The organism is Paraglaciecola sp. (genome assembly GCF_039964565.1).
Classification (GTDB): Bacteria; Pseudomonadota; Gammaproteobacteria; order Enterobacterales; family Alteromonadaceae; genus Paraglaciecola.
Genome location: NZ_JBDVXF010000042.1, coordinates 17780 through 32352 on the forward strand (window position 1 = coordinate 17780; position 14573 = coordinate 32352).

The following is a 14573-nucleotide window of genomic DNA, read 5'->3' on the forward strand; positions in this document are numbered from 1 at the left end:
TAGACTTGGCCACATACTAATCTACACAACAACTGATTTAATTAAGATGAGTGCAATTCTTTAAAAGTACTTCGCCATTGCGGCAACTTGTTCTTATTACAATAGTTTTAACTCAACAGCCGCTAAACTATTCTGTTATAATCCCGCCGATTTTTTGAACAGCTTTTTAGATATTTTTTGAGACCATTAATGCCAACTATTCAACCTGCCTCTCGATCCAAACCAGTAGCCCGAATGAAAGCGGAGCGTGGTTTGTTTTCCTTCCCTAAATACTGGGCGGAATGTTTTGGGCCTGCGCCGTTTTTGCCTATGTCGCGCAAAGAGATGGATAAATTAGGCTGGGATAGTTGCGATATTATTTTGGTGACGGGTGATGCTTATGTGGATCATCCTAGTTTTGGTATGGCGGTGATTGGTCGTACTTTAGAAGCCCAAGGCTTTAGAGTAGGGATAATTTCGCAACCTGATTGGCACAGCAAAGATGCCTTTATGCAGCTCGGTGAACCTAATTTATTTTTTGGTGTGACCGCAGGCAACATGGACTCGATGATTAATCGTTATACCGCCGAGCGTAAATTACGCCATGATGATGCCTACACACCTAACAACGAAGGTGGTAAACGTCCCGACCGTGCCGTTACGGTTTATACCCAGCGCTGTAAAGAAGCCTACAAAAAACCTGTAGTTATTGGTGGTATTGAAGCCAGTTTAAGGCGAATTGCCCACTATGATTATTGGTCGGACAAAGTACGCCGTAGCGTATTGTTTGATTCCAAAGCCGACATGTTGATGTTTGGTAACGCAGAACGTCCATTGTTAGAAATGGCGCACCGCTTTGCCGCTGGCGAAACCATTGAGCAAATGCAAGATATTCGTGGTACTGCGGTTATTCGTAAAGAGCCGCTTCCTGGTTGGCAGGGGGTGGATTCAACTCACCTCGATAGCATTGGTAAAATCGATCCTATTGTTAGCCCCTATGAAATCATCGAAGATAAATGTGCGGTTTCATCTGACGCTGAAAAAAAAGCGGCTATCGAAGAGCAAAAAGCGCAACCTATAGTCGTGCAGCCGTTTACCTCGAAAACCAAAAGAGTCAAACCATGGGATAAAACCTATGTGATGTTGCCTGCATATGATGTGGTGCGTGCTGAAAAAACGCACTACGCCCACACTTCGCGGATCCTACATAAAGAAACCAATCCCGGATGTGCCCGTGCCCTAGTGCAGCGCCATGGCGATCGCATTATTTGGATCAACCCACCTGCTTACCCATTAGAAACCGAAGAAATGGACGCGGTGTTTGACTTACCTTATGCACGTGTACCCCATCCTAGTTACGGCAAAGCCAAGATACCCGCCTACGACATGATCAAAACCTCGGTGAACATTATGCGTGGCTGTTTCGGCGGTTGTACTTTTTGTTCGATTACCGAGCATGAGGGCAGGGTGATCCAAAGCCGCTCGGAAGAATCCATTATTCGCGAGATTGAAGAAATTCGCGACAAAGTCCCTGGCTTTACCGGCGTTATCTCCGATCTTGGTGGCCCTACTGCGAATATGTATAAGTTGCGCTGTAAAAGCCCTAAAGCGGAACAAGCTTGTCGCCGTTTATCTTGTGTATGGCCAGAAATTTGCGGACATTTAGATACCGACCAAACGCCTACGGTTGAGTTGTATCGCAAAGCCCGTGATGTCGAAGGGGTGAAAAAAGTCTTGATCGCCTCAGGCGTGCGTTACGACTTAGCCATTGAAGACCCGAATTATGTACGCGAGTTAGTGACACATCATGTAGGTGGTTATTTAAAAATTGCCCCTGAACATACCGAAAAAGCACCGCTAGATAAAATGATGAAGCCTGGCATGGGCACCTATGATAAGTTCAAAGAATTGTTCGACAAATACACCAAAGAAGCGGGCAAAGACCAATACCTCATCCCGTATTTTATTTCGGCGCATCCAGGTACTGAAGACGAAGATATGTTGAATTTGGCGTTATGGCTTAAAGAACGCAACTTTAAGTTAGATCAAGTACAAAACTTTTATCCATCGCCTATGGCCAACGCCACTACTATGTATCACACCAACAAAAACCCGATACATAAAGTGAATCACAAAAGTGAAATGGTTGAAGTGCCAAAAGGTGAAATTCATAGACGTTTGCACCGCGCGTTTTTGCGCTATCACGATCCAGCCAACTGGCCAATATTACGTAAAACCCTTAAAGAAATGGGTAAGGCACATCTGATAGGTAATAGCCCAAATTGTTTAGTGCCAGCTGAAAGTCGTAATGAGCTAAAAGGTCGAGATCAAAAAGAATTTGCTAAACGTTCAGGCAACAAAGCGTTTGCTAAAGGAAAGTCTGGCAACGCTTCCAGAGCGCAAAAAGGCCTGACTCGCTTCAGCGACAATCAGCCCCATAATCAAGCGGCAAAAACTGAACAAGGTAGAGGCGGAAAGCCAAAAGGTAAAAAGCGCCAGTCTCGCTAATCCTTTGATTTAGTAGTTAATTGCGTTGGTCAACTTCATCGTTCTAGTTATCGGATTGATTAGGTAATCCTGCTTTAAGTATTTACCGTAATGCTAGATATAACATTTTTGGAAAGTATATGTTTGTTAAAATTATAACCACGGCAGTTTTGATGGCCAGCTTAGCCTCTTGCACTAATACAATGCCGAAAAGAGCATCAGCAATTTCTGCTGGCGATATCGCGCCGTTAACATCCATGTATAGTTTTCAAGTGATTAATACGCTCAATAAAAATCCTGAATCTGTGACGCAATTGGCTGAGAACCTAAAAGACACTGACGTGGTATTCATCGGTGAGTTTCATTCTCATCAAGGCTCCCACTTATTGCAATTACAATTATTGGAGGCCCTATTTAAACACAACCCTAATTTGATTTTGTCGATGGAGCAATTTACTCGTGACAGTCAAGCAGTGTTAGATAAATACCTAGCAGGAGAGTATGGAGAATCAACCTTAATAGAGGATGGTAATGCTTGGCCAGATTACAAGGGGTCATATCGGGCGATTGTTGAGTTTGCAAAAGAGCATCACATTCCTGTTGTAGCAGCCAATTCACCGGCCATGCATGTTAGATGTGTAGGCAAAAAAGGACCTGAAGTGATTGCGCGTTTTCCCACTGAGCAAGCCGATTGGTCTGCTAAAGAATTGGACTTAGAGAATGAAAACTATAAAGATAAATTTATGTCTTTTATTCAGTCCTCAGGACGTAGTCATGGGCAAACCCCAGAGCAACAGCAAAAAAGCCAAATGAAAACTTATGCTGCGCAATTATTACGGGACACCACTATGGCGCAGTCGATCATTCATGCCTTAGAAACACATCCCGATGTAAAAGTTATCCACCTAAATGGCGCATTTCATAGTGATAATCGTTTAGGCACGGTTGCCGTATTAGAAGATATGCGCCCCAATCTAAAAGTTAAGGTGCTAAGTCCAGTGATGGTCGAGGATAATATGCATCCTATGGCGAGCGCCGCGCAATATGAACAAGGTGACTATATTTACTTATTGCGGCCTATGCCTGAGCGTTTTCATAATGACGATAAACGTAATGCTTCCATTCGTAAATTAATTAAACAACGCATGACAGAAACCTGCGATATTCCTTAGTTTTTGTGGCTCGCAGAGGTTCAGGCACATTCTGCCACGTGCCTGAACCAATTGATTTTATAAATGCGGACCAGCTTTAGTTAAGGCTTTACCTTCTTCATTGTCGGTGAACTTAGCAAAGTTATCGATAAAACGAGTGGCTAAGTCTCGGGCTTTTTTATCCCAATCGTTGTTATTGGAGTAAGTGCTCCGCGGATCTAACAATTGACTATCAACCCCGGTAATGCTGGTGGGGAAAGCCAAATTAAAGTAAGGCAGGGTGGCACATTGTGCATCTTCTACTTCGCCGCTTAAGATGGCATCTATGATGGCTCGGGTGTCGGCTAAACTTATACGTTTGCCAGTACCGTTCCAACCGGTATTGACCAAATAAGCACTGGCACCTGCATCGGCCATACGTTGTTCGAGTACATGAGCATATTGAGTTGGGTGCAAGCTTAAAAAAGCCTGCCCAAAACAAGACGAAAAAGTGGGGGTTGGTTCGGTAACGCCACGTTCTGTACCTGCTAATTTAGCTGTGAAACCCGACAGATAATGGTATTTGGCTTGCTCACTAGTTAAACGTGATACTGGGGGAAACACCCCAAAGGCATCGGCAGTCAAAAATATCACTTTTTTAGCATGCCCAGCTTTACTGACACCTAACACGCGGTTTTCGATATGTTCGATGGGATAAGACACACGAGTATTTTCGGTTTTGCTGCTATCACAATAGTCAGGGGTGTTGCCATTTATCACAACATTTTCTAATAAAGCGTTACGTTTAATGGCGTGATAAATTTCGGGTTCTTTTTGGGGATCTAAATCAATGGTTTTTGCATAACAACCGCCTTCAAAATTAAACACTCCGTCGTCATCCCACCCATGTTCGTCATCACCTATTAACGCGCGATTGGGATCGGCGGATAAGGTGGTTTTACCCGTACCAGATAAACCAAAAAATATCGCGGTTTCATCATTTTTACAGACATTGGCTGAACAGTGCATCGAGGCAATGCCTTGAAGTGGCAAAAAGTAGTTCATCATAGAGAACATGCCTTTTTTCATTTCGCCACCATACCAAGTGCCACCTATTAGCTGGATTTTTTCAGTCAAATTAAAGGCTACAAATGTCTCTGAGTTAATTTGGTGTTGTTTGAAGTTTTTGTCTGATGTTTTCGACGCGTTCATGACGACAAAGTCTGGCTCGAAGTTATCTAACTGTTCTTCACTCGGGCGAATAAACATGTTTTTCACAAAGTGAGCTTGCCACGCCACTTGCATGACAAAACGTACTTTTAGGGCGGTATTTGGATTAGCGCCACATATGGCATCCACCACATATAAATCGCTACTCGATAATTGTTTTTGACTGATTTGTTTGAGAGCTTGCCATGTGTCTGTTGAAATGGGTTTATTGTCGTTGCCATTTTCTGGGGTTCGCCACCATACTGTATCTTGGGTGGTAGCGTCTTTGACAATAAATTTATCTTTAGGAGAGCGGCCAGTGTATATCCCAGTATCCACATTTACGGCTCCAGATTCTGTTACTGTGCCTTTTTCGTAACCCGTAAGGGCAGCATCTGTTTCAGCGTCGAATAATGTTTCATAACTGGGGTTATGGATGATGTTTGTAATATTTTCCAACCCGATTGCTTCTAAATGGGTACGCACTTTTTTGAGTCTTGTGGCGGTTTTTTGCGAAGTAGTTAAGGTCATACTCAATCCATTATTCTTTGTGAATTTTTTAGCCATAGTAGTGATAAAAAAACATCAGTACTAGGTCCAGTGGTCTATGAACATAAGGTGTAATTGGCACTATTTTTATACACCTAAAAAAAACTCAGATCTTAAAAATAAAATTATCTTTGTCATTCATGTTGTGAATGTAGCTGTATTGAACAATAGATAAGGGTAATTGAGGAAATGGCTTAAAGTGTTTATTGAGAATGGAAATGGCGAGAGTTAACGTTGCCAGATTTGTTGGTATGTTGCTTAAAACATCCACAAAAAAAGAGAGCCCGAAAGCTCTCTTGTGTTCATTGTATGAGGCTTGACAAAACTTACGCTTTTTTAGCCGCCGGTTTAGCTGCTAATTTAGCAACCGCGTCGGTTAATGCGTCAATTTTTGCACTTAACTCTTCGATTTTTTGATCGGTATCGGTGTTGTTAAAACCAAGTTTTGAACGAACTGTTTCGATACGTGAATCGATTTCAGTTTTTTCAGCTACTTTAGTTTTCACTTCTTCCACTTTACCTTTGCCTTCAGTTTCAAGCTTTTCGCCTTTAGCAACCAGTTCGGTAAACAATTTATTTGAATCAGTTGAAAGGGCTTCAAAACGACCTTTCACTTCCTCATAACCTTTACCGTAAGCACCAAGACCTGCTAACCAAACTTTACGAGCCATATCTTCTGCAGAGGCGGCTTTCTCTTTAATCATGTCGATGTTGTTCATAATTTTTACTCCGTAGCTATTTAAAATTAAACGTACTGCTTCGATGGAATGGATATTACGGATTAAAATTAGAAATCGCATACTAATTAGACAATTTCTCTAAAATTAATTATAAAACCTCTTCTAAGTAAGCTTTGAGTCTAAGTTGTTCAAAAGCGGAAGAGGAACGCAGCAAAATTTAAATTGTGGCACTAATATTAATTCTCTATTTAACTCTAAAGGACATTTCAATGCTTAAACGAGTCAAATCAATAATGGTGTTAACCGTTGCTTTATGGGGCTTTGTTGGCGCTATTCACAATCTAGTTGACTGGAGTGGCACCATAGCCGCGGTATCTGCGGTGACCTCTATGATCACTATTGATGGTGGGGCCGATGGTTGGCAAGCTACGTCAAACCTGTTTGTCATTTGGGTTGGTGCGCTATTTATATTGTTGTCTAAAATTTTAGCGGGTGTGTTGTGCAGTATAGGTGGCATTAAGATGTGGCACGCACATGTCTCTGATAATGCATACCTTAAGGCTAAAAATCTCGCCTTAGCAGGATGCGGGGTGGCGCTAATCATGTTGTTTGCTGGTTTTATAGTAATAGCCGAAAGTTGGTTTGAACTATGGCGCTCCGAAACAATGCTTGGCCCAGTGCTGCAGTCTGCTTTTAGATATGGCGGCATGATTGGTGTCATTGCGTTGTTTGTTGCAACCAAGGAATAAAAGTTTCCTTTCGGTTAGGGTTTGAGTTCGATATGTTACTTGGTTTTTCTCTATTTGGGTGGCTAACAGTCAGTATCCAAGGGGGAAGTAGAGCCCATCCAATTTGTTACACGTTAAAGCGCTATGTTAAATCAGCACTTCGAGAGATATTGAACTTAGCTTTGCTGGCCTTAATTTTGAAGTTCTCTAAGTTGTAGCCAGCAATCCTTTGTTTGACATCATCGAAATTCATCAATGACTATCGTTCATTAACCGTTTGGTAATTGTCTAACCGCAAATGTGCAAACAATGTGCAAGCTGCGATAAGCCAAGAACTAAAATTTTACCCTTGTGTCCCACCAGTAATTATTCAATAGACGATTTATTTATCGAACGCGATAAGAAAATAATAGTAACTGGAGAGACAATGAAGTTTAGTAAAGTGGGCCATCCTTTTTATCAATCATTAATGTTATGCATTAGCCTTTCAATGTTTGTGTTGTCGGGATGTTCAAGTAGTGACGATAACGGCACGGGTTATGTGAAGTTTTATAACGCATCACCTAATGCTCCAGGAATTTTTCTAACGGTAGATGAAAATCTTGATGATGATGACGACGACGAAATTGAAGTCACCTATAGCGCGGTCGATTTTACTGAAGTCAGTGGCAATAACGCGCTTGATACTGATACTTATTTTATTGAGTTAGCTTGGCAGGACGAAGAGAGCAGTGACAGAAGTGATCTAGAAATAATTTACGAAGACAGTGCAAAAATCCAATCTGATACTATCAGTTTTATTGCGCTAACAGGTGATGTTCGTGAGCCAGAAGTACTTCGTTTTGATATTGATGTTGTCGATGATGATGATGATGACGACGATGACCTGTTTAATGTTCGTCTATTAAATATTCATGCCGATATTCAAGACGTTGATGTTTATGTTTCTAAAGACAACGAAACCTTCAATGAAGCTGAATTTTTAGCTACGGCAAGTTATCAAGACTTGTCAGACAATATGAAACTTGAACAAGATCAATATATTTTTTACATCACTCTGCCCGGTAGCAGCGATGTGATTTTTACCTCGGTCGACCAGTCTTATTCGGTAGTCAGCCAATATATCATTGTGTTACGAGATAATACCGGTGTTGGGTCTTCCGATTTCACTATCGACAGTATCGGAATTAACGGCATAACAGAGTTGCAAGATGTTGATTCTGAAGCTGAATTTGGTTTTTATAATGCGATATCTAGCAACGATTATTTGCCTGATTACCAAGGTAAGATTGATATAGACGTTAGAATTGCTGATACCACTAAAGTCAAAATAGACGACTTGGCTAAAGGAGAGTTTAGCGAGTCGACTATCACGTCTAATGGTGATTATGCCTTCGATGTACTTAATTCTGAAACCTCTGAGTTATACATCAAAGATGCCCTACTAAGCCTTCAAGAAAACGCTGATAACACTATTTTCTTATATGGTCGAAAAGATGCGATTGACGAAGATGAAGATGGTGATATTGACGAAAATGGCGATGGTATCGTTGATGACTACGAAATTGTGGTTAAGTCTTTGACTCTTACTAAAAGTAGTAGCTCGAGCATATACAGTCATGGTGTAAAGGTAGTGAATTTGGCAAATTCCGAAGACTTTAGCCGCGTGACTTTTTACTTTGTTTTAAATGATGAAATTATATCTACCGCAGATAATTTGTTATCTGTATTACAAGAAAACTCAGGCTCTTTGACCTTGTTAAATAATACCTACGATATCTATGCAATTGCGACCATAGACGGTACTGATATTGTCTTGGACAGTATGCAAATGGTATTGAACGAAACTAGCCAAGAGCAATACCTAATATTTGAACAAGATGAGAACGCTTCATCAGGATACAAAATGTTATTGGTTGACCAGAAACGTGTCGATTAAACCTTTCTAATTATTGCCGAAGCGATGATGCGTGCCTTGTCCTTCGCTTCGGCCATTCTATTTTTCTATTTATTACGTATGCAACTTTTAGCGGCGAACGCGTATTTGCGTCATGAACAAATGCGCTCGTTATAACGCCACTCGCTTGTAGTGAGCTCCAGTAAAAATAGAAATCAGCAGGATTTCCAATGAAAAAACCAATCATTACTACTAGTTTCACCCTTTCAATTTTCGCTGTCTCAATGGTTCAGGCTGCGCAATACACAATTGTTGAATTGCCAGTTGCTGAATTGGGCAATAGCACCTTCCCAGTCGCAATCAATAACGTAGGTGAAACGGTTGTGAATATGGAGTTGCAATATAATCCCCCCATAGATACAAGTTTAATCGACTTTGACTCGGCAGAGGTGATCGCTGGATTAGATAATTTAGACGGTGTTCGAGGTGGGGATTTAAGTGATATTGATTATAACTGGCTGTATAGCTACGTATCGTCCTATTCACAAGATCAACAGTTTCAACAAATCGCCAGTTTAAACAGTTATATCGCAACTGAAACATACAGCGACCTACTGCGTGGGTTCGATACTATCGACCCTAACACCGGTGACTACAGAAACAGCGCCACCACACAAGTTAGATCTATCAATAATTTTGGGTATGCGGTGGGTAATAGTCAGGACGGTTTTTACATCCTAACCTATCTTAATGAATACTTTTATGATGTAACCTATGTACTCAATGATTTCTACTCACGAGCCTTTGCCCAAGTTGATGGTGAGGTAACAGAACTACCGCCACCCGACATCACTGCTGGTGGTTTAAGTGATGCTTACGATATCAATTCTAGCAACCAAGTAGTGGGATATGGTACAACCGAGTTTGTCTCTGACACCTATGCGACAGAAGAAGAAGACTGCGCTGACCCAACAGAAAGGGGCGATGTGCCACAGGAGTCTTGTTTACGAACTCTGAGTATTAGTTTGTTTAACAATTCAACTTCGGTAGCGCAGCAAAGAGGTTTGATTTGGCAACTCGACGAAGACGGAGATTTAATCGATACCTACACATTAGGCATGTTAATTGAGCTTGACGATTCTAACAACACTGCATACAAAAGCACGGCAGTGGCAATAAATGATTACGGGATTGCTGTGGGAGAATCCCCTAATTATTATCTTGATACAGACTCTTTGACTACCGCAGCTGCAATTTATATTGGCGATCAGGTGTCGACCATTAATCAAGATGATGAAGTGTTTACGAGTACGGCGTACGATATCAATAACGATAATATTGTAGTCGGGCATGTGACCAAAAGTGTCAATGGCACCACTCGTTCTAAGTTTTTTATACATGACATCGAAGCTGATTTAACGCTCTACCCAGATGATTTTTTTGCAGGTTCTTCTAGTGTGGCCAACTCGATTAATAACGAAAACTTTGTGGTAGGTTATGGTGAGTCTGAAGCTACGCTAACAGAACGCAGAACAGAAGGGTTCTTATACGATTACAAAAACGATATATTTCAAGGGCTTAATTCATTAACTGAATGTAATTCTGATTACGATATCGTGCAGGCAAATGCTATCAATGATAATAATGAAATTGTCGCAACCGCACTGATATCTAAACCACAAAGAAATATTCGCGGGGAAATCATTTTGGATGAATTAGGTGGGCAAACTCTGGTTGATAGCGTAGTTGCGGTAAAACTTATTCCTATCGCAGGTGGCTCTATTGATAACTGTGATGTTTATGAGGTAGAACAAGTACGCCAAGGTGCAAGCATGCCTTTATTCCTAAACTTAGGGTTATTTCTGTTGTGCCTTTTTAGATTAAGGGCCAAACAAGGGGAGTAGTCTTCTTGATTGGGTTTCAATATCGATGCCCAGCCTAGTTAGCAAATCAGAACTTCAAACGGATGCTTATACCAATCGATCCTAGCAATTGATCGCTCAGCGAGATTTAAAATCACCTAATCAAGGCGCTCGAATGAAGCAGTAGTTATTCTATTGTAAGTTCGAGCAACGCAGAGTAGGTGCTTTTAAACCTCGCCCAAAGGGAGAACACCAGCGACTAATTGATAAGATGAATTGGTATTAGCTAAAAGTACTATTTGTCAGCAGTGCAATCAGCCAAGTCATCCGTAATTTAGTGAAAGTTCACAGTGCATTATTTTGTTGTGACGCTATATCTTTGCAAAGTAACATGTCAGGGATTTTCGCTGAAGCGCCGTTGTAAAAGCCTATTTCTTTCTCAAACTCCGCTGGGTTTTTAAAGGTACCAAACAAGATGTCGAAGATTGGTAAATCTGAATAATTGTATGCGTGAACACCTTTAGCATGGTGCACTGAGTGACTTTCTGGGCGTTGTATAAAGTAGCCTAACCATTGCGGAGTTTTTATATTGGTATGTTGAAATATTACCAAAAACATTGTGATGAATAAAAAGTATGTGGTCGTTTCTGGGCTAACGCCAACAATCAACGCTAAGCTTAAACTGCCCATCATTGTAAAACCAATCATATCTAGCGGACTAAAGTAAAACGCACCAAGAGTATCAACTCTTTCAGCGCTATGATGCATTTGATGGAAGGAACGCCATAACCAATTCGTTTTATGTAAACTGCGGTGCCAAACATAAATAAGTAGCTCGAAAACCAGTACCGCGACAAGTGTACTCACGTAAACGTTCATTGCCGTAAGGTCGAAAAGTTGATATTCGATCAGATATTTGTCCCAAAAAAGCGGTAAATAAGTGGAAAGGTAGAAGTAACCTACAAAGAAGATTAACGCTCGGGGGACCCATCCTTTTACCGTTGTTTGCTTACGGCCAGGTGCTATGACTTCGAGTAACATTAGCGCAAAGAAAAGTGCAATAACACCCAGAGATATTGGGTCGAGTAAGATTTCAAGTGGTGTTGGCATGGTTAAATTATCCTTAAAATAAATAGTGGTTGTTGTCAGTGTGAGTATCGATTGTGGCCGTTTATTTACCTGAATTTTATGTAACAATTAGCTAATTATTGGGTAACCTTATGGGCCAATTGATTGCCATGCAGTGTTGTTTGTGCAAATGTAAAGTCTTGAGAGACATGTATGAAATATCTAGTAGCAGACTTCGAAATTGACACCACACAGTTCCAAATTACTTTTGGCACAACTGCGATTTCTGTTGAGCCAAAAGTGTTCGACTTACTGGTTTATTTGATCGAAAATCGCGGGCGCTTGGTAACCAGAGATGAGCTATTTGACAAAATTTGGGCTGGCCGTGAGGTTTCTGACACCACTTTAAGCAACCATGTTAAAAGTGCCAGAAAGGCGCTGGGTGATAATGGTGATTTGCAGCAAGTTATAAAGACTGTGCGAGGACGAGGCTACCAGTTTATTGCTGAGGTGTTGGAGTTACCTTCAGCTAATCACGCTCAAAATCAACCTTCCGTTGCATTAAACAAACTGGGGAGGTTACCAAAGCTTGCATTTGTTTTTATTGCTTTGATGCTGCTAGTCATCGCTTTTTGGTGGCCAACTGGAACGACTCAGCTAGACGTTGAATCAGACACGCGACCTTATATCCTGGTCGTACCCTTTAGTGTTTCTGGAGGTGACAGAGAAAAGTGGCAACCCTTTGCTGATCAAATCACCCGCGAAGTCATCTTAAAGCTCCGACAAATTTCTGGTTTACGGGTAATACCCGCTTCTTCAGCTTTTACGTTTAAACACAATAAATCACCTGAATATATTCGCAAAAGACTTCCCGAAGTTGACTATTTGTTGGATGCAAGGGTGAGCGTTGATGTTAGCCAAAGTATTCAAATTACTACTGAACTAGAGAGCTTAATTAAAGACGATTTAATATGGAACGATCACTATCGAAGCCGCATTGATAACACTAACTTTTTTTCGGTTCAAACTGATATTGCTGCTTCTGTCTCAGACACTCTAAAAGTTGTCATATTAGCAAAAGAACAAAGTGCCTTGTCAGAATTACCCACCACTAATTTAAAGGCTTACGAGCTCTATGTAGCGGGCCAAAAGCAGTTAAATTTGTTGACTTATGACTCCTTAAAACGCTCGATTGAATTGTTTTCTCAGGCTATAAAATTAGATCCTCATTTCGAGGCGGCATATGTCGCTAAGGCAGACGCGTTTCGTATAATCATGTCCTATTTTGAGAAACCTGTGGAGGTTTTACCCGATGTTGTTGATTCTGTTCTAGCGGCACTTGAAATTAGACCGGATTCAGCTGAAGCGTTATCGTCTTTGGGTTTGGCTTATGTATTTGCATGGCGCTGGGAAGATGCGTGGAAAGTGCTCAATGCTGCTCGCAAAGAAGATCCAAATCTTGCGCTAACTGAAGTAGGTTTTGCACTTTATTATTCCGGAATTGGTGATGTAGAAGGGGTGTATCGGTCTCTGGAAAAAGCCAACCAACTTGACCCATTAAACATCGAGCTTGCCGATTGGGGACACTGGGCGTTAGCAATGATAGGAGAAAACTCAGCCGCAATACAATGGGCCAAAAATCAAATTCAACTACACCCAGAGGTGGGGTTGATATACAGTGGCGCCAGTGTTTCTGCTTCAATTGCTGGTGATCATAAACGTGCAATTTCACTGGCTCAAAAAGGGGTGTTGCTCGACTCAGGCTCTGCGTATTCTTTGCTCGCATTGGCACAAACTTATGGTCATGCTGGTGAGTTGGATAAAATTCCCCCATTGTTAATGCAAGCCCAAAGCGCGGGGAGTTACTTATGCCCTTACGAAACAGCTATCACTTATTTATTGCTCAATCAGACTGACAAGGCATTTGAGTTGTTCAATGAAGCCATTGCTTACCGTTCTAATTGTTTGGTTTTTACGCGTTTTGATCCACGATTAAATCACATAAAAAGTGACCCTCGTTATTTAGCCTTGTTAACACGAGTGGGTTTAGATGATGGCGCAGTTAGACAATACTCGCGTTAGTTACCTCAAACCGAAATTCAACGTTCGATCTCTTTAATTAGTGTCAGTATATTATACCAATCCATCCTAACAATTGATCGCTCAGCGAGATTTAAAATCACCTAATCAAGGCGCTCGAATGAAGCAATAGTTATTCCATTGTAAGTTCGAGCAACGCAGAGTAGGTGCTTTTAAACCTCGCCCAAAGGGAGAACACCAGCGACTTTCACTCTTCGTTCTAGTCCTTTGAAATGGGGTAGCCATTCCTGCAGGACTACGCCTCGATTGAAAGTCGCTGGTGTTCTCTGAGTGACTAATTGATAAGATGAATTGGTATTAGAAGCAGTTTTCTGGAAAGTTATTATTGACTCATATTGTGTATTTGCGCCCTCTGGTGAGCAAATACACCTCCCCCCATCGCTCCTGCCAAACATTGACAGACAAAACCAAAGGTACTTCTGGTGCTGGCTAAAAGACTAATATCTAAAATAGGGTGCATCGCAAAAAGCGCCACAGATACACCGACCCCTCCCGCCAAAAAATACATAAGGTAAGGCGACAATTTAAAGCGGTTAATTATTGGTTTTGCGACTACAAACGCGATGAGAAAACTAGACGCTATGACTACTCCATAGGTAGGGTACAAGCCTAACAAATCATCCAAACTCATACTAAGTCGATCGTTAAATGATATAACAACACCTAACTTGCTCAACTCAGCCATCACAAACTGGCTATGAAGTAGGCTTGCCAAAATAAATGCAAAAATCACAGCCACAAGAAAATGAGTACAAAGCCTAAGGTAAAAATTTAGTTTCATAAGATACTACTTATTTTATTGTTAACGCAGAATTAGGAATTGAGGGGATAATGAGGGAACTGGATGTTAATATCAATAAAACTATGGTTCAGTTACCGAACCT

General features: G+C 41.2%; 10 protein-coding genes. 6 read left to right on the forward strand and 4 right to left on the reverse strand.

Annotated features, from left to right (window positions below):
* Positions 1-189 precede the first annotated feature (189 nt).
* Both ABJK37_RS18120 and ABJK37_RS18125 read left to right on the forward strand, forming a co-directional pair.
* Positions 190-2487 (forward strand): YgiQ family radical SAM protein, encoded by a 2298-nt coding sequence (locus ABJK37_RS18120; protein ID WP_348356872.1) that lies wholly within the window; start codon positions 190-192, stop codon positions 2485-2487.
* Between the two features lie 119 nt (positions 2488-2606).
* Positions 2607-3638: a ChaN family lipoprotein gene (locus tag ABJK37_RS18125; RefSeq protein ID WP_348356874.1), complete on the forward strand. Its 1032-nt coding sequence runs from the start codon at positions 2607-2609 to the stop codon at positions 3636-3638.
* Between the two features lie 57 nt (positions 3639-3695).
* Here ABJK37_RS18125 and pckA read toward each other — a convergent pair whose 3' ends face one another.
* Positions 3696-5336: a phosphoenolpyruvate carboxykinase (ATP) gene (gene pckA / locus ABJK37_RS18130; protein WP_348356876.1), complete on the reverse strand. Its 1641-nt coding sequence runs from the start codon at positions 5334-5336 to the stop codon at positions 3696-3698.
* Between the two features lie 344 nt (positions 5337-5680).
* Complete coding sequence (locus tag ABJK37_RS18135) at positions 5681-6073, reverse strand: phasin family protein (RefSeq protein WP_348356878.1); 393 nt, start codon at positions 6071-6073, stop codon at positions 5681-5683.
* A 230-nt stretch (positions 6074-6303) separates the two neighbouring features.
* Here ABJK37_RS18135 and ABJK37_RS18140 point away from each other — a divergent pair, with 230 nt between their 5' ends.
* The 3 genes from ABJK37_RS18140 (at position 6304) to ABJK37_RS18150 (ending at position 10563) form a co-directional block, all read left to right on the forward strand.
* On the forward strand, positions 6304-6783 hold the full coding sequence (locus tag ABJK37_RS18140; RefSeq protein WP_348356880.1) for a DUF2165 family protein: 480 nt from the start codon (positions 6304-6306) through the stop codon (positions 6781-6783).
* 406 nt (positions 6784-7189) lie between these two features.
* Positions 7190-8701, forward strand: coding sequence for a hypothetical protein (locus ABJK37_RS18145; RefSeq protein WP_348356881.1), 1512 nt, complete (start codon positions 7190-7192; stop codon positions 8699-8701).
* Positions 8702-8889: 188 nt separating this feature from the next.
* Positions 8890-10563: a DUF3466 family protein gene (locus ABJK37_RS18150; RefSeq protein WP_348356883.1), complete on the forward strand. Its 1674-nt coding sequence runs from the start codon at positions 8890-8892 to the stop codon at positions 10561-10563.
* A 303-nt stretch (positions 10564-10866) separates the two neighbouring features.
* Here the strand turns inward: ABJK37_RS18150 and ABJK37_RS18155 are convergent, their stop codons facing one another.
* Entirely contained in the window at positions 10867-11631 is a 765-nt protein-coding gene (locus tag ABJK37_RS18155; RefSeq protein ID WP_348356885.1) for a sterol desaturase family protein, read from the reverse strand.
* Between the two features lie 171 nt (positions 11632-11802).
* Between ABJK37_RS18155 and ABJK37_RS18160 the strand changes: the two genes are divergently transcribed.
* Positions 11803-13671 (forward strand): winged helix-turn-helix domain-containing protein, encoded by a 1869-nt coding sequence (locus ABJK37_RS18160; protein ID WP_348356887.1) that lies wholly within the window; start codon positions 11803-11805, stop codon positions 13669-13671.
* A gap of 340 nt (positions 13672-14011) precedes the next feature.
* Here ABJK37_RS18160 and ABJK37_RS18165 read toward each other — a convergent pair whose 3' ends face one another.
* A complete protein-coding gene (locus ABJK37_RS18165; protein ID WP_348356889.1) occupies positions 14012-14470 on the reverse strand; it encodes a hypothetical protein in 459 nt (152 codons plus the stop codon).
* Positions 14471-14573: the final 103 nt, after the last annotated feature.

Excerpts from the sequence above, each read along its gene's own strand:
- ABJK37_RS18120 (WP_348356872.1), top strand. The coding sequence starts at position 190 with ATGCCAACTATTCAACCTGCCTCTCGATCCAAACCAGTAGCCCGAATG.
- ABJK37_RS18125 (WP_348356874.1), top strand. The coding sequence starts at position 2,607 with ATGTTTGTTAAAATTATAACCACGGCAGTTTTGATGGCCAGCTTAGCC.
- pckA (WP_348356876.1), bottom strand. The coding sequence starts at position 5,336 with ATGACCTTAACTACTTCGCAAAAAACCGCCACAAGACTCAAAAAAGTG.
- ABJK37_RS18135 (WP_348356878.1), bottom strand. The coding sequence starts at position 6,073 with ATGAACAACATCGACATGATTAAAGAGAAAGCCGCCTCTGCAGAAGAT.
- ABJK37_RS18140 (WP_348356880.1), top strand. The coding sequence starts at position 6,304 with ATGCTTAAACGAGTCAAATCAATAATGGTGTTAACCGTTGCTTTATGG.
- ABJK37_RS18145 (WP_348356881.1), top strand. The coding sequence starts at position 7,190 with ATGAAGTTTAGTAAAGTGGGCCATCCTTTTTATCAATCATTAATGTTA.
- ABJK37_RS18150 (WP_348356883.1), top strand. The coding sequence starts at position 8,890 with ATGAAAAAACCAATCATTACTACTAGTTTCACCCTTTCAATTTTCGCT.
- ABJK37_RS18155 (WP_348356885.1), bottom strand. The coding sequence starts at position 11,631 with ATGCCAACACCACTTGAAATCTTACTCGACCCAATATCTCTGGGTGTT.
- ABJK37_RS18160 (WP_348356887.1), top strand. The coding sequence starts at position 11,803 with ATGAAATATCTAGTAGCAGACTTCGAAATTGACACCACACAGTTCCAA.
- ABJK37_RS18165 (WP_348356889.1), bottom strand. The coding sequence starts at position 14,470 with ATGAAACTAAATTTTTACCTTAGGCTTTGTACTCATTTTCTTGTGGCT.